Origin of the sequence: Mycobacterium shigaense, assembly GCF_002356315.1 — a bacterium.
Lineage (GTDB): Bacteria > Actinomycetota > Actinomycetes > Mycobacteriales > Mycobacteriaceae > Mycobacterium > Mycobacterium shigaense.
This window is the reverse complement of the sequence record NZ_AP018164.1, coordinates 4953075-4971776: the sequence shown is the minus strand read 5'-3', so window position 1 is coordinate 4971776 and position 18702 is coordinate 4953075. Positions and strand designations below refer to the sequence as shown.

Here is an 18702-nt window from a genome sequence, read left to right as displayed (position 1 = left end):
TGATGGCCCGGTACGGGTCGGATCAGGTTCGCGGCCACGGTATGCCCGAGACGATCGAGGTTATCCTCACCGGTAGCAGCCGCGTCGAACCCAAAGTTGCTGTCCTGAAACCGATCTCAGCGGCCATCAGTATCGGCACCGGCGGCCCGTTCGGTGCCGAGGGCCCGATCGTCATGGCCGGCGGCGCGATGGGCTCGGTCGTCGCCCAGTTCTTGCATCTGACGGCGGACGAGCGAAAGATCCTGCTCGCCTCCGGCGCCGCCGGGGGCATTGCGGCCACCTTTAACGCTCCGTTGGCATCCATCTTGCTGGCGGTCGAGTTGCTGCTGTTCGAATTCCGGCCGCGCAGCCTGGTCCCGGTCGCCGGCTCGGTAGCCGTGGCCACGGTGGTTCGGCTGTTGATCCTGGGTCATGCACCGATATTTCCTGTCACCACCTGGAGCGCCGAAATACATTGGCCCACAGATGCTTTGGCGGTCATGGTCGGTATCGCCGGCGCGACGCTGGCGATCGGCGCGACGCATCTGGTCTAATGGGCCGAGCGCGCTTTCCCGCGTCTGCCCATCCATTGGATGTGGTGGCCGGCGATCGGTGGTCTCATCATCGGCGTCGGCGGGTTGGTCGAGCCGCGCGCCCTCGGCGTCGGGTACAACGTGATCGGTTTGCTGCTCTCCGGGCATGCCGGCCTCTCGCTGATAGTCGGCATTCTCATGGTGAAGACCGCGATCTGGGCGCTGTCACTCGGCTCGGGAACGTCGGGCGGTGTATTCGCCCCCGTGTTCATGATCGGCAGTGCGCTCGGCGCCTTCGTCGGGCACTGGTTTCCACATGTGTTTCCCGGGTTTTGGGCAATGCTGGGGCTGGCCGCCGTGGTTTGCGGCATCATGCGGGCCCCGCTGACCGCCATCATGTTCACCCTCGAACTCACTCGCGCGTGGCCCGCGATGCTTCCGGTGATCGTCGCGACGGTCACCGCCTACGTCATATCCGTGTTACTCCTGGCGCGTTCGGTGCTCACCGAGAAGATCGCGCGCAGCGGTATGCACCTGACCCGGGACTACACGACCGATCCGCTGGAGGCATTCCTGGTCGCCGAGGTAGTCCATCCCGGACCGTCGCCCACGCCGGCAGCCGGCACCATAAGCGCCCAGGCCACGTTGCGGCACGCCGCGAACGTTTTCGCCGAATCAGAGGGCAGGCCGCTGCGCGTGTTATCGCCGGAGGGCGCCGACAAGGGCCATCTGCTGATGACGGATCTACTCACCGCCCGACTGCACGATTTCAACGAAGACACGGAACGGACGCGGCACCTGATCCCCTATTTCCCGAGGCCGCCGCGCACCGCCGTGCGGCGTTGGGCATCGGCTCGGCGTAACGGCCGCGCGAGCCGACCCTGAGCCTTAGCGGGACGCCCGGTTGACCGCCGACACCACGGCCCGCAGCGACGCGGTGGTGATCGACGGCGCGATCCCCACCCCCCACACCGTGCGGCCGCCTACCGACGCCTCCACATAGGCGGCGGCCTGGGCGTCGTCGCCGGCGCTCATCGCGTGCTCGGAGTAATCCAGAACGGCGACGTCGAAGCCGACGTCGGCCAGTGCGTGAACGAACGCCGCGAGCGGGCCGTTGCCGGAGCCGCTGATCTCGTGCTCGGCGTCGTTGATCTTCACGGTCGCGACGACGGAGGTGTTGCCGCCGTCCTCCTCGGAGGCGTTGACCCGCTGCCGGATCCGTTCCAGCGGCAGGATCGGGGCCAGGTACTCCTCGTAGAAGGCGTCCCACATCTCCTTCGGCGAAACCTCGCCACCCTCGCCGTCGGTGATCTTCTGGATCACCTGCGAGAACTCGATCTGCAGCCGCCGCGGCAGCACCAGACCGTGGTCGGCCTTCATGATGTAGGCCACGCCGCCCTTGCCGGACTGCGAGTTGACCCGAATCACCGCCTCGTAGGTGCGTCCCACGTCGCGCGGGTCGATCGGCAGGTACGGCACCTGCCACAACAGGTCGTCGACGTCGGTGTTGGCGGCGTCGGCGTCGATCTTCATCTGGTCCAGGCCCTTGTTGATCGCGTCCTGGTGGCTGCCGGAGAACGCGGTGTAGACCAGGTCCCCGCCGTAGGGGTGCCGCTCGTGCACCGGCAGTTGGTTGCAGTACTCCACCGTGCGCCGGATCTCGTCGATGTTGGAGAAGTCGATCTGCGGGTCCACGCCGCGGGAGAACAGGTTCAGGCCTAGCGTCACCAGGCACACGTTGCCGGTGCGTTCGCCATTGCCGAACAGGCAGCCCTCGATGCGGTCCGCGCCCGCCTGGTAGCCCAATTCCGCTGCGGCGACGGCGGTTCCGCGGTCGTTGTGCGGATGCAGGCTCAGGATGACCGATTCCCGGTTGGCCAGGTTGCGGCTCATCCACTCGATCGAGTCGGCGTAGACGTTCGGGGTTGCCATCTCGACGGTGGCGGGCAGGTTGAAGATGATCGGGTTCTGCGGCGTCGGCGCGATGATCTCGCCGACCGCGTCACACACCTGCTTGGCGTATTCCAGCTCGGTCCCGGTGTAGGACTCCGGCGAATACTCAAAGCGCCACTGAGTGCCGGGGTACTTGGCGGCCTGCTCGACGCACTTGCGAGCACCGTCGACGGCGATGGCCTGCACGGCGGCCCGGTCCGCGCGAAAAACCACGCGCCGCTGCAGAATTGACGTCGAGTTGTAGAAGTGCACGATCACCCGCGCCGCGCCCTCGCACGCCTCGAAGGTGCGCTCGATCAGCTCCGGGCGGCACTGGGTCAGCACCTGGATGGTCACGTCGTCGGGTATGGCGGCGTCGGTGATGATCTCGCGGACGAAGTCGAAGTCGGTCTGGCTGGCCGCCGGGAAACCGACCTCGACCTCCTTGTATCCCATGCGCACCAGCAGGTCGAACATCCGGCGCTTGCGGGCCGGGCTCATCGGGTCGATCAGCGCCTGGTTGCCGTCCCGCAGGTCCACGGCGCACCACATCGGCGCGCGATCGATGATGCGGTCGGGCCAACTGCGGTCGGCCAGCCGAATCGGCTCTACCTCCTCGGCGAAGGGCCGGTACCGGCTGACCGGCATCGCGGAGGCGCGCTGGGGGTTCCACACGGCCTGGCCGGGACCGGGCGGGCCGGCGGGGGTGACGATGGTTCGCGCCCTGAAAGACTCGGTGTAGGTGTCGGGGCTATCAGATTCGGAAAAGTTGTTCACGGTAGTTGCTCCGGGGGATGTCAGAAGGGACCTCAGACCGGCGCATTACGAACTCCCGCGACGGGAGGCCGGTCTGGCTCAGACCCCGTCGCGGCGTCCGAGGAGGAGCACCCGCTGCACGCCCAGCACTCTACCGCGATCGGTCTCATCGCCAAAACGTGGCTAGAAGGGCGCCGAACCGTCGTCGACGCTGGGCGGGGCGGGCCCGGCGTCGCTGAAGCGGGCGGCGTGGTTGGCTCGGCGTTCGGTGGCGATCCGCTGCGCTCGGGCTCGGGCTCGGGCGCGGGTGCGGCGGCGCCTCGGCATCATCGCGGTGCGTTCGCCGCAATCCTCCGGTGGCGACTCGGCTTCGGGCGCGGCCGGTCCACCGACAGAACGGCACAGGCTGGGGAAGAGCAAGGCGCTGCCGGGAGTCGTGACATACGTATGTCCTGCGGGGGAGGTGAGGATCAGCGTGCCGTCGGGCATTTGCTCCCGCCAGCCCCAGAAGGTCTTGAGCAGATGATGCGGCCGGCAGTAGCACTTGAGGTTGGCGGCATGGGCGGGCCGGCCCTGGGAGTTGGGAATCGTATGGTCTACATCGCAGGCCACCGCCGGTGTGTCGCAGCCGGGCCAGCGGCACGTCAGATCGCGGCAGCGCACGAAACTTGCCAGCATCCTGCTGGGCACGTGGCCCGGCTCGGGTGCGGAGTCACCCGGATGCTGGAGGGGCATCAGTTTGGCCGACTTTGCCAGCTCGGCCACCATCTCCGCGGTGATCAGCCCATCGGCACCCACTTCGCACCCAGGCGCGCAGCCAGTGCCGTCGATGGTGGGTTGCTCGGCGATCACATGAATCGTGACCGGGCCGGCGGATGGCCGCTTGCCCGCCGCGCAGTCGTCGCGTCCGCAGCGACAGCCCAACCGATCCGCCCCGGCGGCAAGCGCTCCCAGGGCGTCGGCGCGCCGCTGGTCGCGGGTGCGCGGATCGTGCTCGCACACCGTGCCCGCCAACGCGGTCAGCCGAGTGTCCAGCGCGTGGGCGGCGGGGGTGCATAGGCTGCCATTGATCTCGGACAGCCCGTCTTTGTTGGTCCCGATCCAGATCTCCCGATCACGGGTGCGCTCGGACCGTCGGCGCACCGCATCCGCGTCCAGGCGGCCCACGACCTTGTCCACCTCAGCGCCCAACCGGCCGTGGCTGAGCGATGGCCAGCGCGGCACCTCGAGCGCCAGTGCTGCGTCCACCGCCGCGAGCACGTCGGGATCGAGAACTAGATCCGTACGCGACACGATCGTCTGAAATGCCCGGTAGTCGATCTCTCCGGCGGCGAAGACCACGCCCACCATCGGTAGTCGCTCACGCAGCGCTCGGGCGAGATGCACCCGGATCAGCCCTTGTCCCTGGCTGATGCGCAAGGCCGCACCCACCTCGGCCGCGACCGCCACCACGGTGTCGATCGCCCACTCTTCATTGTCCGCACAGCGCGAAAATCGGTACCCGAACAGCTCCCCGATCGCTACCAGCTGCGCGGCCGCCGCCCGATTCTCCGCACGAGCCGTCGCACAGATCTGGTCGATCAACGCCGCCGACTCCGGCGTCGGTCGGCAGGCCCACACAGACTCGAACGTATGTTCTATGATGCCACGGCGGTCCGGCAACATACTCCCGGCGCGTGCCCAGTATTCTGTTGTGGACTTAACTCCGGGGGTGGAACCTGCTGGGCAGGGCCCGAAAAAGGGCATCTGTAAGGCGCAGAAGGGCAGACAGGGAACAGTGGCGCTGGTCGTACAGAAGTACGGCGGATCTTCGGTGGCCGACGCCGAACGCATCCGCCGCGTCGCCGAACGCATCGTCGAGACGAAGAAGCAGGGCAACGACGTCGTAGTGGTGGTCTCGGCGATGGGCGACACCACCGACGACCTGCTCGACCTCGCTCAGCAGGTCTGCCCCGTCCCACCGGCCCGCGAGCTCGACATGCTGCTGACGGCAGGTGAGCGCATCTCCAACGCCCTGGTGGCCATGGCGGTCGAGTCGCTCGGCGCACACGCCCGCTCGTTCACCGGCTCGCAGGCCGGCGTCATCACGACCAGCACACACGGCAACGCGAAGATCATCGACGTCACGCCGACGCGGCTGCAGTCCGCTCTCGACGAAGGCGATGTCGTGCTGGTCGCGGGCTTTCAGGGCGTGAGCCAGGACACTCGCGACGTCACCACACTGGGCCGCGGCGGCTCGGACACCACGGCCGTCGCCCTGGCCGCCGCGTTAGGCGCCGACGTCTGCGAGATCTATACCGACGTCGACGGGATCTTCAGCGCGGACCCGCGAATCGTGCCCAACGCCCGCAAGCTGAACACCGTGACCTTCGAGGAAATGCTCGAGATGGCGGCCTGCGGCGCAAAAGTCTTGATGCTGCGCTGCGTCGAATATGCCCGCCGTTACAACCTGCCCGTGCACGTCCGGTCCTCGTACTCGGACAAACTGGGCACCGTCGTCGTCGGATCGATCAAGGACGTACCCATGGAAGACCCCATTCTGACCGGCGTCGCGCACGATCGCAGCGAGGCCAAGGTGACCATCGTCGGGCTGCCCGACATCCCCGGCTATGCGGCCAGCGTGTTCCGGGCCGTCGCCGACGCCGACGTGAACATCGACATGGTGATACAGAACGTCTCCAAGGTCGAGGACGGCAAGACCGACATCACGTTCACCTGCTCGCGTGATGTCGGACCCAACGCGGTGGCCAAGCTGGACGCCCTCAAGGAGGAGATCGGCTTCACCCAGCTGCTCTACGACGACCACATCGGCAAGGTGTCGCTGGTCGGCGCGGGGATGCGCAGCCATCCGGGCGTCACGGCGACCTTCTGCGAGGCGCTGGCCAGGGTCGGCGTCAACATCGAGCTGATGTCCACGTCGGAGATCCGCATCTCGGTGCTGTGCCGCGACACTGAATTGGACAAGGCCGTCCTGGCGTTGCACGAGGCGTTCGGGCTGGGCGGCGAGGAGACCGCCACGGTATATGCGGGGACGGGTCGTTAGATGGTTGCCATCGGGGTAGTTGGAGCCACCGGCCAGGTTGGCCAGGTGATGCGCAACCTGCTCGAGGAACGCGACTTTCCCGCGACGTCCGTGCGATTCTTCGCGTCTGCCCGGTCGCAGGGCCGCAAGCTGGGATTCCGCGGGCAGGAGATCGAGGTCGAGGACGCCGCGACGGCGGACCCGACCGGCCTGGACATCGCAGTGTTCTCGGCCGGCAAGACGATGTCGCTGGTGCAGGCCCCGCGGTTCGCCGCGGCGGGCGTGACCGTGATCGACAACTCCTCGGCCTGGCGCAAGGACCCGGACGTGCCGCTGGTGGTGTCGGAGGTCAACTTCACCCGCGACGCCGGCAGCCGGCCGAAGGGCATCATCGCCAACCCGAACTGCACCACGATGGCCGCGATGCCGGTGCTGAAACCGCTGCACGACGAGGCCCAACTGCGGCGTCTGGTGGTCTCGAGCTATCAGGCCGTGTCCGGCAGCGGGTTGGCCGGCGTCGAAGAGCTGGCCACGCAGGCGCGCGCGGTGATCGACGACGCCGAGCAGTTGGTGCACGACGGCAGGGCGCTGCAGTTCCCGGCACCGAAGACCTACGTCGCGCCCATCGCCTTCAATGTGCTGCCGCTGGCCGGCTCGCTGGTGGACGACGGATCCGGCGAAACCGACGAGGACCAGAAGCTGCGCTACGAGAGCCGCAAGATCCTCGGGATCCCCGAGCTGCTGGTGAGCGGAACCTGCGTGCGGGTCCCGGTCTTCACCGGGCACTCGCTGTCGATCAACGCCGAGTTCGCGCGCCCGCTCTCGCCCGGGCGCGCCCGCGAACTGCTCGCCGGCGCACCGGGGGTGAAGCTGGTCGACGTGCCGACGCCGTTGGCGGCCGCCGGCGTCGACGAGTCGCTGGTCGGCCGGATCCGGTACGACGAGGGCGTCGCGGATGGCCGGGGCCTGGCCCTGTTCGTGTCGGGAGACAACCTGCGCAAGGGGGCCGCCCTGAACACCATCCAGATTGCCGAACTGCTGGCCTCGGAACTGCACTCGGCATTGTGATCCGCGGGTGAGTCCCGCGCGCGGCCGGCTGATGATGCGGTGCTCAACTTCAATCGTGTCCGTGACATGTTTGCTTGTGCTGCAGCCTGTTTGGATCGCACATGCAGACCCGCCTGCGCCGGCCCCGCAGCCGATCCTGCAGCCACTGGCGCCGGGGCAGGTGATGCGGCTCGGACCGACGGCCGGAACCGGGACCACCACAAAGGATTACGGCATCGGCGCAACCGATCTGTGCGAATTTCTTGAATTCCCAACCGAACTGCTGCAGGTGTGCGGCGATAGCTTCGCCGGCCAGGGCGTCGGATTCGGCGGCTGGTATTCGCCGGTCGCGCTGCATGTCGACACGGCGTCCATCGACGACCCCGACGGGGTGCGCTACACCGGCGTCACCGGAATCACCAGGCCGCTGCTGGCCGATCCGACACCGGCAGGGGATTCGCAGCTACCCGCTGGGGTGGTCGAGATCAACCGCCGCAACTACATGATGGTCACCACGACCAAGGACCTGAAGCCGCAGACCTCGCGGCTGGTGGCGGCCGAGCCGGCGCACGCCGGCTGGCAGACGGTGTCCGGGTCCAAGCGGGAGGCGGCCTATCAGGGCGGCTCGCAAACGCAGATCAGCGGCTACTACGACCCGATTCCCACGCCCGATTCGCAGACCGGATGGGTCTACATCGTGGCCAATAGCTTCACTCGCAGCCAACCCGTGGTGCTGTACCGGGCCACGCCCCAGAGCTTTACCGATCGGTCCCGCTGGCAGGGCTGGGCGGCCGGGCCCGACGGCGGCTGGAACAAGCGGCCGACGCCGCTGTGGCCCGACCAGGTCGGCGAGATGTGCGTGCGGCAGATCGACGGCAAGACGGTCCTGTCCTATTTCAACGCCAGCACCGGCAACATGGAAGTCCGGGTGGCCGACGACCCCACCTCCCTGGGCACCGCGCCGGTGACCACGGTCGTGCAGCACGACGAGTGGCCCGAGCCGGCGGAAAGCCTGCCGCCCCCGACCGACAACCGGCTGGCGCAGCCGTACGGCGGATACATCTCGCCCGGTTCGACGCTCGACGAACTACGCATCTTCGTCAGTCAATGGGATACCCGCGCGCGGGTGTCCGCGCCGTACCGGGTAATCCAGTTCGCGGTGAACCCATTCAAGCCGTAGCGGCGAGAAACCCGCGCCGCTTTATCAATGACTTGTTGTAGTACAGGCAGTGGGCGGCGCCTTGCCGCCAATCGAGCGGGTCGATTGCCGAAAGATGTTGGCGCACAACAAGTCACGCGTTCTAGGCGCGGTCACGCCCGCGTGCCGCAACCGAGCGTGAGAGGAGTTGTTTACTTCGCCGCAATCTAGCCGAGGAGAAGTTCTTAACTTCAGCGAAATAAACGCAACTATGCGAGAACTCTTTTACTTCCGCGCAATAGTGGCATAGCAAATTCGGAATACTTCGGGACCATGCTGCGGAGCAACGTAATCCAACTAGCTTTACGGAGAGAAATTGTCATCCAACGTCGCGAAGTTCAGGCTTGCTCTGGCTGCTGGTGCCGTTTTGGTTGGTTTGGCCGCAGGGGTCGGCGCTGAGCTGGAAATGAAGAGTGCAACGTTGGCCGAGCCGGTTGCGCCCGGCGTTCCCGGCGATGATCTGCAGGGCCAGCCGGCTCCTGTTCCCCCGCCGCCCCCGGTGCGGCACCAGGCACACGGTAACGGAGCCATCCGCGTCCCGTTCGAGATCCGCGACTAGACGCATCGCGCTCAGTGCCGGCCGACATGGACTTGTCGGCCGGCACTCGATCATTTAGCGCCGACCGACCTGCGGGCCGACTTGCCTGGTCCGGGTAGTGGTTTCGCCAGGTGGGACGTGGTTTTCAGCTCACAGCTGCTACATAAGCGGCGCATAGCGGCCACTACTGTTGACCGCCGCATCATGTGTCTCATGAGTGAAACATCTGAAACCCCAACTGCGCGGTCTGCGACCGCCACCGCCCCGGCGCCGGCCGTCGAGCCCGCGTCACCCGTCTACAAGACCCCCAGGGTCTTCCTGGCCGCGGCATGGGTTGCCATCGTCGCCGGCGTCGTCTTCATCGTCTCCGTGATCTTCTTCGCCGGCTTGGCGCTGGGGCACCACGGCGGCCATCACCGCTACCACAAACACCACGCGGCAGCGGGATGGCATCACCGGATGGGCGGCCCGGGTGGTCCGTTCGGGCCGCCGCCGGCTCCGCAGGGTGCGCTGCAGGGCGGCTCGGCCGGTCCCGGTGTCCCCGGTCCCGGCCAGATCCCGTCATCGGTTGCTCCCTCGCACACGCCGTAGTGCCGGTGCGGGAAAGCCGCCAACCCGTTCAGATGCTCACGGGGCGATAGGAGGACCCCGGGGGCCATCAATTCGACAGCAAGTAGCCCGGCGCTCGGGGGAGCGCCGGGCTACCGGCATTGCGTGCCGCGCTGTTCTTAGAACCCAATTCGGTTAATTCACAGCAACTTTGTCACACGCGACCTGTTACGACGCGCCCGACACGGGCAGTATGCAAGGCATGAGTGATACACCAGAACCCTCGACCGAGCCGGCGCCCGCCGGCGTCGTCCCACCGCCACCGCCACCGCCACCGCCACCAGCGCCACCGCCACCGCCACCAGCGCCACCGGTGCGGCCGCCGGTGCAGGCGGGACCTCCCGCGCAGCCCGAGCGCCTCAAGCCGCCCAAGCTGTATCTGGCCGCCGCGTGGGTGGTCATCGTCGCCGGCATCGTGTTCATCCTGTCGGTGGTGTTCTTCTCCGGAGCCGTGCTCTTCGGGCACTACCACTACTGCCACAAGCATCATCCGGGCATGTTCGGCCCCGGCGGCCCGGGCGGCCCGGGACCGTGGCAATACGGGGGTCCTGGCGGCCCCGGGCCCTGGTCCGGGCCCGGCCCCGGCTTCGGCCCCGGCGGCCCCGGCTATCCGCCGGCGTTCGGCCCGGGCGGTCAGGGCGGGCCGGTGTTCATCGGCCCGTTCGGTCCCGGCGGCCCGTTCGGTCCCGGCCCGTCGCCGTCGAGCACGCCTGCGAGCCCGGCGCCACGTTCGTAGCTCGCACGCGGCATCGCCGGCCGGCGCCCCGTAGACGGGGCGCCGGCCCTTGCTTTGGGTGGCCGAAACGCGTTGACGCCGGTTCGGCTTGAAACTCCGTGGGTACTCGTCGCACTGCCCTCGGTATACGTAAGGTCAGCCCAGGCGACGAGGAGATGGCCACATGACGGAACGATTCACCACCAACGACGCCGGTATCGCGGCACCCAGCGACGACAAGTCGCTGACGATCGGACCCGACGGTCCGATCCTGCTGCAGGACCACTACCTCATCGAGCAGATGGCGCAGTTCAACCGGGAACGCATCCCCGAGCGTCAGCCGCATGCCAAGGGCGGAGGCGCCTTCGGCCAGTTCGAGGTGACCAACGATGTCAGCAACTACACCCGGGCCGCGGTATTCCAGCCCGGCACCAACACCGAGATGCTGGCCCGGTTCTCCACGGTGGCCGGCGAGCGCGGCAGCCCGGACACCTGGCGCGACCCGCGCGGCTTCGCGCTGAAGTTCTACACGACCGAGGGCAACTTCGATCTGGTCGGCAACAACACACCGGTCTTCTTCATGCGTGACCCGCTGAAGTTCCAGCACTTCATCCGATCTCAAAAGCGGATGCAGGCAACGAACTTGCGCGACCACAACATGCAGTGGGACTTCTGGAGCCTGTCGCCGGAGTCGGCCCATCAGGTCACCTGGTTGATGGGTGATCGGGGCATCCCGAAGACCTGGCGAAACATGAACGGCTACAGCAGCCACACCTACAGCTGGATCAACGCCGGAGGCGAGATCTTCTGGGTGAAGTACCACTTCATCACCGATCAGGGCATCGAGTTCCTGACTCAAGAGGACGCCGACCAACTGGCCGGCGAGGACGGTGACTACCACCAGCGGGATCTATACGAGGCGATCGAGCGCGGCGATCACCCCAGCTGGACGCTGAAGATGCAGATCATGCCGTTTGAGGAGGCCAAGACATACCGGTTCAACCCCTTCGACCTGACCAAGGTGTGGCCGCACGGCGATTACCCGCTGATCGACGTCGGCAAGATGACCCTGAACCGCAACGTCACCGACTACCACACGGAGATCGAGCAGGCCGCGTTCGAGCCCAACAACACCGTGCCCGGTACCGGCTTGAGCCCCGACAAGATGCTGCTGGCGCGCGGCTTCTCGTACTCCGATGCGCATCGCGCGCGGCTGGGGACCAACTATCGGCAGATTCCGGTCAACACGCCAAAGGTCGAGGTGAACAGCTACTCCAAAGACGGCGCGATGCGGATGACCAACGTCTCGGATCCGGTCTACGCCCCCAACTCTTACGGCGGTCCGCAGGCCGACCCGGCGCGCGCCGCCGAGGTGCGTTGGCAGGCGGACGGCGAGATGATCCGCGCGGCCTACACGTTGCGCGCCGAGGACGACGACTTCGGTCAGGCCGGTACGATGGTCCGCGACGTGCTCGACGACGAGGCACGAGAACGATTGGCGCACAACATCATTGGACATGTATCCAAGGGCGTCAAGGAGCCGGTGCTGTCGCGGGTGTTCGAGTACTGGCGCAACGTCGACCCCGATCTCGGGAAGCAGGTCGAGGAGGGCGTGCGGGCAAACCTGGGGCAGTGAAATGCGTGTTCGCTAGGACGCAGCCGCCCTGGCATGATCGAGACTCATGACGATTGATGTCGTTTACACCACGCAATCCACGGCAACCGGGGGCGGTCGCGACGGCCACGTGAGGTCCGACGACGGCCGCATCGACCTCGACACCCGGCCGCCGAAGGAGTTGGGCGGCAGCGGTGAGGGCACCAACCCCGAGCAACTGTTCTCGGCGGGGTACGCCGGCTGCTTCCTGTCCGCGCTGCGGCTGGTGGCCGGCAAGGCGAAGGTCAAACTCGACGACGCCACGGACGTTACCGTGCAGATCGGGATCGGGAAGGACTCCTCCGACGGGGGGTTCGGCCTCACCGCCACGATCGTCGGTTACCTGCCGGGCCTGGACCAAAGCGTCGCGAGCGATCTGGTGGAGGCCGCTCACGAGGTGTGCCCGTATTCCAAGGCCACCCGCGGCAACATCGACGTGGACGTCTCGGTCAAGGTCTAGCCGGGCCCTTGGTTCCGACGATGCGGATCTCCGTCGCGGTGGTGGCGGCCGGCGTGGCCGCCGGCGCCGCGTTGGCGACTCCCGCTGCCGCCGCGCATCCCTCGGATCCCGGGGCGGTGTCCTATGCGGTCCTGGGCAAGGGGTCGGTCGGCAACATCGTCGGTGGCCCGATGGGCTTCGAGACGGTGTTCACCGAACCGGTCCAGGGGTATTTCGTCGACCTCGCCGACTGCAACGACTGGGCCGACATCGGCCTGCCAGAGGTGTACAACGACCCCGACCTGGCTTCGTTCAACGGCGCCACCACCCAAACCTCGCCGAGCGACCAGACCCACTTCGTCAAGCAGGCGGTCGGGGTGTTTGCCACGCCCGACGCCGCGGCCCGGGCCTTCCACCGCGTGGTGGACCGGACGGTGGGTTGCCCCGGCCAGACCACGGCGATGCACCTGGACAACGGGCAAACGCAGGTGTGGTCGTTTGCCGGCGGGCCCGCGACCGCCACCGACGAGAACTGGACCAAGCAGGAAGCGGGCACCGATCGGCGCTGCTTCAATCAAACTCGGCTGCGGGAGAACGTGCTGCTACAAGCCAAGGTCTGCCAATCCGGCAACGCGGGCCCCGCGGTCAACGTGCTGGCCGGAGCGATGCAGAACGCGTTAGGCCAATAGCGCGGGCAGATATGGGTCTCCGTGACTGCTGCGTCGCCAGAAATTGCGGGAACGGGAATATGTCGGGGCGATCTGCATGATGAAGTGAGGGCGGCTATCGTTCCGATAGCCGCCCAGTATGGCGCCCGGCCCGAATGCGTTCGGGCGTGGTCGGGTCCGGAGGGATCGTGATATGACGCTCGCCGCTATCACCGCCGCGGCCTCGCAGCTGGATACCGCCCGGCCAATCGACGCCGAATTAGCCGATTCTTCGGCCGCCGCGCAATACATCGCGGACGGTTGCCTGGTCGACGGTCCACTCGGCCGCGTCGGCCTGGAGGTCGAGGCGCACTGTTTCGATCCCACCGATCCGGATCGCCGGCCGAGTTGGGGCGAGATCACCGAAGTCCTCGAGGTGTTGCCGCCGCTGCCGTGCGCCAGCGCGGTCACCGTCGAACCCGGCGGCGCCGTCGAGCTGTCCGGTCCGCCGGAGAACGGCATCATCGCGGCCATCGGCGCGATGCACACCGATCAGGCCGTGCTGAGAAAGACGTTCGCGAATGTTGGCCTGGGACTGGTCTTTTTGGGCGCAGATCCGCTGCGCTCACCCACGCGGGTGAACCCCGGCGCGCGGTATCGCGCCATGGAGGAATTCTTCGCCGCCAGCCGCTCCGGTGAGGCGGGCGCCGCGATGATGACGTCGACCGCCTCGGTGCAGGTCAATATAGATGCCGGGCCGCAGTCCGGCTGGGCTGCCCGGGTGCGGCTGGCGCACGCCCTGGGACCCACCATGATCGCGCTCACCGCCAACTCCCCGATGCTGCGCGGCGAATTCACCGGCTGGGTGTCGACCCGCCAGCGGGTGTGGGGAGCGATGGACTCGGCGCGCTGCGGACCGGTGCTGAGCGTCAGCGGCGACGACCCGGGCACCGACTGGGCCCGCTATGCGCTCAAGGCGCCGGTGATGCTGGTGAACAACCCGGAGGCGGTGCCGGTGACGCACTGGGTGCCGTTCGCCGATTGGGCCGACGGCCGCGTCCTGCTGGGCGACCGCCGCCCCACCATCGCCGACCTGGAATACCACCTGACCACGCTGTTCCCGCCGGTGCGGCCCCGCCAATGGCTGGAGATCCGCTATCTCGACAGCGTGCCCGATTCCCTGTGGCCCGCGGTGGTGTTTACGTTGGTTGCCCTGCTCGACGACCCCGCCGCCGCCGACCTGGCCGCCGAGGCCGTCGAGCCGGTGGCCACCGCCTGGGATACGGCGGCCCGGCTGGGGCTGCGCGATCGGCGGCTGTGTGCGGCGGCCAACCGGTGTGTGGCCATCGCCGCCGAGCGTGCGCCGGCCGAGCTGACCGAGCCGATGCAGCGGTTGGCCGACAACGTCGCGCAAGGCCGCTGTCCGGGCGACGACTTCTCCGATCAGGTGGTCGATCGCGGCATCGCGACGACGGTTTCGCAGCTGGCCCAAGGGGGCCTGTGACTGCACGGGAAAGACTCGCAGCTGATCTGGAGCGGGCGCGCACACGCACGCTGAGCCTGGTCGATTTCGACGACGCCGAATTGCGCCGGCAATACGACCCGTTGATGAGCCCACTGGTGTGGGACCTGGCGCACATCGGCCAGCAGGAAGAGTTCTGGCTGCTGCGCGGCGGCGACCCGAACCGGCCCGGGATCCTGCCGCCGTCGGTCGAAGGCCTCTACGACGCGTTCGTGCACTCCCGCGCCAGCCGCGCCGACCTGCCATTGCTGTCCCCGGCCGAGGCCCGATCCTATTGCCGCACAGTGCGGTCCGCCGCGCTGGACGCCCTCGATGCGCTGCCCGCCGATCCCGCCGGTGACCGCGCGGCGTTCGCGTACGGCATGGTGGTCAGTCACGAAAATCAGCACGACGAGACCATGTTGCAGGCGTTGAACCTGCGCACCGGGGCCGCGCTGTTGCATGACCCGGGCGAGTTGCCCGCCGGGCGGCCGGACGTGGCGGGCAGCTCGGTGCTGGTGCCTGCGGGCCCGTTCGTGCTGGGCGTGGACGCCGCCGAGGAGCCGTACTCCTTGGACAACGAGCGTCCCGCCCACGTCGTCGACGTGCCGGCGTTCCGCATCGGCCGGGTGCCGGTCACCAACGGGGAGTGGCAGCAGTTCATCGCCGACGGCGGCTACACCCAGGCGCGCTGGTGGTCCACGCGCGGCTGGGAGCACCGACTGAGCGCGGGCCTGTCCGCCCCGCAGTTCTGGGGTTCTGACGCGCGCACCCGCACCCGGTTCGGCTACGTCGAGGACATTCCCGACGATGAACCCGTGCAGCACGTCTGCTATTTCGAGGCCGAGGCGTACGCGGCGTGGGTCGGTGCCCGGCTGCCCACCGAGATCGAGTGGGAGAAGGCCTGCGCCTGGGATCCGGCGACCAACACCCGCCGTCGCTACCCGTGGGGTGCGCAGGACCCGTCGGGCGATCTCGTCAACCTGGGTGGCACCGCACTGCGTCCCGCGCCCGTGGGCGCCTACCCCGCCGGCGCCTCGGCGTACGGGGTCGAGCAGCTGCTGGGTGACGTCTGGGAGTGGACCAGCTCGCCGCTGCGTCCCTGGCCGGGGTTCGTTCCGATGATCTACGAGCGTTACTCGCAGCCGTTCTTCGACGGCGACTACCGGGTGCTGCGCGGCGGATCCTGGGCCGTGGAGTCGGCCATCCTGCGGCCCAGCTTCCGCAACTGGGATCACCCGATTCGACGTCAGATCTTCTCCGGTGTCCGGTTGGCCTGGGACGTCGCCGACGCGGGGGACACCACCTGATGTGCCGTCACCTCGGGTGGTTGGGCGCCGACGTCAGCGTTGCCTCGCTGACGCTGGAGCCGCCGTTCGGGCTGCGGGAGCAGTCGTATGCCCCGCGTCGGCAGAAACACGGCCTGATGAACGCCGACGGCTGGGGTGTCGGCTTTTTCGATCGCTCGTCGGGGGGTGAGGTGCCGCGGCGCTGGCGCAGCCCCGCGCCGCTGTGGGGTGACACCTCGTTCGAATCGGTCGCCCCGGCGCTGCGCAGCCACTGCGTGGTCGCGGCCGTCCGTTCGGCGACCGTCGGCATGCCTATCGACACCAGCGCCACCGCCCCGTTCACCGACGGGCAATGGCTGTTGTCGCACAACGGCGTTGTCGACCGCGCCGTACTGACGATGTCATCGAAAGCCGAATCCGTCTGCGACAGTGCGATATTGGCGGCACTCGTCTTCGAGCGTGGGCTCGAGGAGCTGGCTGACACGGTTACCCGGACCGGCGCCGCGGATCCACGTGCGCGACTGAATATCCTGGCCGCCGACGGTTCTCGCCTGCTTGCCACCACATGGGGCGACACCTTGTCCATCCTGCGTCGTGCCGATGGAGTGGTGCTGGCCAGCGAACCTTACGACAACGACTCCGAATGGGAGGACGTGCCGGATCACCACCTTGTCGAAGTGACAGCTCAAGGCGTAACGATGACCCCGCTGGACGGGCCGAAAGGATCTCGATGACACTGACGTTGTCCAACCATCTCGCCGCCGACTCGGCGTACCTCGCACTGCGCCGTGACGCGTTCGACGGTCTGCAGAGCACGCCGAAGTCGTTGCCGCCCAAGTGGTTCTACGATTCGATCGGCAGTGAGTTGTTCGACCAGATCACTCGCTTGCCGGAGTACTACCCGACGCGGGCCGAGGCGGAGATCCTGCGTGCCCGCGCGGGCGAAATCGCAGCGGCGAGCCGGGCCGACACCTTGGTCGAACTCGGCAGCGGCACCTCGGAGAAGACTCGTCTGCTGCTGGATTCGCTGCACACCCGCGGATCGCTGCGCCGGTTCGTCCCGTTCGACGTCGACGAGACCATGCTGTCGGCCGCCGGAGCGGCCATCCAGCACGAATATCCCGGGATCGAAATCGAGGCTGTTTGTGGCGATTTCGAGAAGCACCTGGGTGAGATCCCAAGCGGGGGCCGTCGGCTGTTCGTGTTCCTCGGGTCGACGATCGGCAATCTCACCCCCGGTCCGCGCGCCGAATTCCTCAAATCGTTGGCCGACGTGATGCAGCCTGACGACACCCTGCTCTTGGGCACCGACCTGGTCAAGGACACCGGTCGGCTGCTGCGCGCATACGACGACGCGGCCGGAGTGACCGCCCGGTTCAATCTCAATGTGCTCGCGGTGGTCAACCGGGAACTCGACGCCGATTTCGACGTCGACGCCTTCCGGCATGTAGCGCGCTGGAATGCCGACGAGGAACGCATCGAGATGTGGCTGCGGACCGATCGGCCGCAGCGGGTGCGCGTCGGTGCCCTCGACCTGACCGTCGACTTCGCCGCCGGCGAGGAAATGCTGACCGAGGTGTCGAGCAAGTTCTACACGGGCGGGGTGGGCGCCGAATTGGCCGGGGCGGGTTTGCGTCGCGTTCAGTGGTGGACCGATGCCGCGGGCGATTTCGGGTTGTCGTTGGCAGTCAAGTGAGCGACGGCGGGTCGCTGGCCGACCGATGGCGGCAGGCCCGCCCGCCGGTGGCCGGGCTGCACCTGGACAGTGCGGCGTGTTCGCGCCAGAGCCGGGCCGTCATCGACGCCGCCGCCCAGCACGCGCGCCACGAGGCCGAGGTCGGTGGTTACGTCGCGGCCGAGGCCGCCGCACCCACGCTCGAGGCCGGGCGCGCCGCATTCGCCATGCTCAGCGGAATGCCCGACGCCGAAGTGGTGTACACCACCGGCGCCCTGAACGCGCTGGACCTGCTGCTCGGCAGCTGGCCGGCCGACGGTCGCACCGTGGCCTGCCTGCCCGGCGAATACGGGCCCAACCTGGCCGTGCTGATGGCGCACGGATTCGACCGCCAACTGCTGCCGACCCTCGGCGACGGCCGGGTGGCCCTCGACGACGCGGCGTTTGCCTTGGCGGCCCACCCTCCCGACCTCGTGCACCTGACGGCTGTCGCCAGTCACAGCGGCGTCGTGCAGCCGGTGGCGATGCTGGCCCGGCTCTGCGGCGAGCTGGGTGTGCCGATGGTCGTCGACGCCGCTCAGGCGCTGGGCCACGTGGACTGCGCCGCGGGCGCCGACGTCACGTATGCCACCTCGCGCAAGTGGATCGCCGGGCCGCGCGGCGTGGGTGTACTCGCCGTCCGGGGCGAGCTGATGGAGCGGTTGTCACCGCGGCTCGCCGCCCCGGAGTGGGCGCCGACATCGACGCTGGCTCAGCAGCTTGAGTTCGGCGAGGCCAACATCGCTGCGCGCGTGGGGTTTTCGGTGGCGCTGGGCGAGTATCTGGCGTACGGACCCGAGGCAGTCGGCGCCCGGCTGGCCGAGCTGGGCAGCATCGGCCGCGCCGTGCTGGCAGACGTGCCCGGCTGGGCGGTGATTGAGGAGGTCGAGGAGCCCAGCGCGATCACCACGCTGGCGCCGGTCGACGGCGCCGACCCGCAGGCGGTGCGAGCCTGGCTGCTCGCCGAACGACGGATCCTGACCACCTACGCCGGGGTGCAGCGCGCGCCCCTGGAGCTGACCGGGCCGCTGCTGCGGATCTCGCCGCACGTCGACACCACCGCCGCCGACCTGGAGACGTTCGCCGAGGCGTTGATCGCCGCGACGGTCGCGACCGCCGCCTAGCGGAA

The 18702-nt window shown here is 68.0% G+C and carries 16 protein-coding genes and 1 pseudogene; 15 read left to right on the top strand and 2 right to left on the bottom strand.

Features of this window, described 5'->3' with window-relative positions:
• Positions 1 to 2: 2 nt before the first annotated feature.
• Positions 3 to 1397, top strand: a pseudogene (locus MSG_RS23415) (chloride channel protein).
• 3 nt (positions 1398 to 1400) lie between these two features.
• Here the strand turns inward: MSG_RS23415 and leuA are convergent.
• Positions 1401 to 3221: a 2-isopropylmalate synthase gene (gene leuA, locus MSG_RS23410; protein WP_096443444.1), complete on the bottom strand. Its 1821-nt coding sequence runs from the start codon at positions 3219 to 3221 to the stop codon at positions 1401 to 1403.
• Positions 3222 to 3383: 162 nt separating this feature from the next.
• Positions 3384 to 4865 (bottom strand): HNH endonuclease signature motif containing protein, encoded by a 1482-nt coding sequence (locus MSG_RS23405; protein WP_096443442.1) that lies wholly within the window; start codon positions 4863 to 4865, stop codon positions 3384 to 3386.
• A gap of 112 nt (positions 4866 to 4977) precedes the next feature.
• Between MSG_RS23405 and MSG_RS23400 the strand changes: the two genes are divergently transcribed.
• The 14 genes from MSG_RS23400 (at position 4978) to egtE (ending at position 18697) form a co-directional block, all read left to right on the top strand.
• The gene (locus MSG_RS23400) at positions 4978 to 6243 is read left to right on the top strand and encodes an aspartate kinase (RefSeq protein WP_096443440.1); all 1266 of its coding nucleotides are present in this window, start codon (positions 4978 to 4980) and stop codon (positions 6241 to 6243) included.
• A complete protein-coding gene (locus MSG_RS23395; RefSeq protein ID WP_096443438.1) occupies positions 6244 to 7290 on the top strand; it encodes an aspartate-semialdehyde dehydrogenase in 1047 nt (348 codons plus the stop codon). It begins immediately after the preceding gene.
• A gap of 31 nt (positions 7291 to 7321) precedes the next feature.
• Positions 7322 to 8449: a DUF4185 domain-containing protein gene (locus MSG_RS23390; protein ID WP_096444760.1), complete on the top strand. Its 1128-nt coding sequence runs from the start codon at positions 7322 to 7324 to the stop codon at positions 8447 to 8449.
• Positions 8450 to 8873: 424 nt separating this feature from the next.
• On the top strand, positions 8874 to 9026 hold the full coding sequence (locus tag MSG_RS25260; protein ID WP_162899273.1) for a hypothetical protein: 153 nt from the start codon (positions 8874 to 8876) through the stop codon (positions 9024 to 9026).
• A gap of 192 nt (positions 9027 to 9218) precedes the next feature.
• Complete coding sequence (locus tag MSG_RS23380) at positions 9219 to 9596, top strand: hypothetical protein (RefSeq protein ID WP_096443434.1); 378 nt, start codon at positions 9219 to 9221, stop codon at positions 9594 to 9596.
• Between the two features lie 220 nt (positions 9597 to 9816).
• Positions 9817 to 10350, top strand: coding sequence for a hypothetical protein (locus MSG_RS25255; RefSeq protein WP_096443432.1), 534 nt, complete (start codon positions 9817 to 9819; stop codon positions 10348 to 10350).
• Between the two features lie 163 nt (positions 10351 to 10513).
• Positions 10514 to 11965: a catalase gene (locus MSG_RS23370; RefSeq protein ID WP_096443430.1), complete on the top strand. Its 1452-nt coding sequence runs from the start codon at positions 10514 to 10516 to the stop codon at positions 11963 to 11965.
• A gap of 46 nt (positions 11966 to 12011) precedes the next feature.
• A complete protein-coding gene (locus MSG_RS23365) occupies positions 12012 to 12443 on the top strand; it encodes an organic hydroperoxide resistance protein (protein WP_096443428.1) in 432 nt (143 codons plus the stop codon).
• A gap of 20 nt (positions 12444 to 12463) precedes the next feature.
• Positions 12464 to 13111, top strand: a complete 648-nt coding sequence (locus tag MSG_RS23360) for a sensor domain-containing protein (RefSeq protein ID WP_096444759.1) — start codon at positions 12464 to 12466, stop codon at positions 13109 to 13111.
• A gap of 172 nt (positions 13112 to 13283) precedes the next feature.
• The gene (gene egtA, locus MSG_RS23355; RefSeq protein ID WP_096443426.1) at positions 13284 to 14573 is read left to right on the top strand and encodes an ergothioneine biosynthesis glutamate--cysteine ligase EgtA; all 1290 of its coding nucleotides are present in this window, start codon (positions 13284 to 13286) and stop codon (positions 14571 to 14573) included.
• Entirely contained in the window at positions 14570 to 15880 is a 1311-nt protein-coding gene (gene egtB / locus MSG_RS23350) for an ergothioneine biosynthesis protein EgtB (protein ID WP_096443424.1), read from the top strand. The genes egtA and egtB overlap by 4 nt, the downstream gene beginning before the upstream one ends.
• Complete coding sequence (gene egtC, locus MSG_RS23345; protein ID WP_096443422.1) at positions 15880 to 16593, top strand: ergothioneine biosynthesis protein EgtC; 714 nt, start codon at positions 15880 to 15882, stop codon at positions 16591 to 16593. The genes egtB and egtC overlap by 1 nt, the downstream gene beginning before the upstream one ends.
• Positions 16590 to 17555 (top strand): L-histidine N(alpha)-methyltransferase, encoded by a 966-nt coding sequence (gene egtD, locus MSG_RS23340; RefSeq protein ID WP_096443420.1) that lies wholly within the window; start codon positions 16590 to 16592, stop codon positions 17553 to 17555. The genes egtC and egtD overlap by 4 nt, the downstream gene beginning before the upstream one ends.
• Positions 17552 to 18697: an ergothioneine biosynthesis PLP-dependent enzyme EgtE gene (gene egtE, locus MSG_RS23335; RefSeq protein WP_096443418.1), complete on the top strand. Its 1146-nt coding sequence runs from the start codon at positions 17552 to 17554 to the stop codon at positions 18695 to 18697. The genes egtD and egtE overlap by 4 nt, the downstream gene beginning before the upstream one ends.
• Positions 18698 to 18702 lie beyond the last annotated feature (5 nt).

Bases quoted from the DNA above. Each gene is read 5' to 3' on its own strand.
- MSG_RS23405 (WP_096443442.1), bottom strand. From the start codon at position 4,865: ATGTTGCCGGACCGCCGTGGCATCATAGAACATACGTTCGAGTCTGTG.
- MSG_RS23395 (WP_096443438.1), top strand. From the start codon at position 6,244: ATGGTTGCCATCGGGGTAGTTGGAGCCACCGGCCAGGTTGGCCAGGTG.
- MSG_RS23390 (WP_096444760.1), top strand. From the start codon at position 7,322: ATGATGCGGTGCTCAACTTCAATCGTGTCCGTGACATGTTTGCTTGTG.
- MSG_RS25260 (WP_162899273.1), top strand. From the start codon at position 8,874: ATGAAGAGTGCAACGTTGGCCGAGCCGGTTGCGCCCGGCGTTCCCGGC.
- MSG_RS23380 (WP_096443434.1), top strand. From the start codon at position 9,219: ATGAGTGAAACATCTGAAACCCCAACTGCGCGGTCTGCGACCGCCACC.
- MSG_RS25255 (WP_096443432.1), top strand. From the start codon at position 9,817: ATGAGTGATACACCAGAACCCTCGACCGAGCCGGCGCCCGCCGGCGTC.
- MSG_RS23370 (WP_096443430.1), top strand. From the start codon at position 10,514: ATGACGGAACGATTCACCACCAACGACGCCGGTATCGCGGCACCCAGC.
- MSG_RS23365 (WP_096443428.1), top strand. From the start codon at position 12,012: ATGACGATTGATGTCGTTTACACCACGCAATCCACGGCAACCGGGGGC.
- MSG_RS23360 (WP_096444759.1), top strand. From the start codon at position 12,464: ATGCGGATCTCCGTCGCGGTGGTGGCGGCCGGCGTGGCCGCCGGCGCC.
- egtA (WP_096443426.1), top strand. From the start codon at position 13,284: ATGACGCTCGCCGCTATCACCGCCGCGGCCTCGCAGCTGGATACCGCC.
- egtC (WP_096443422.1), top strand. From the start codon at position 15,880: ATGTGCCGTCACCTCGGGTGGTTGGGCGCCGACGTCAGCGTTGCCTCG.
- egtD (WP_096443420.1), top strand. From the start codon at position 16,590: ATGACACTGACGTTGTCCAACCATCTCGCCGCCGACTCGGCGTACCTC.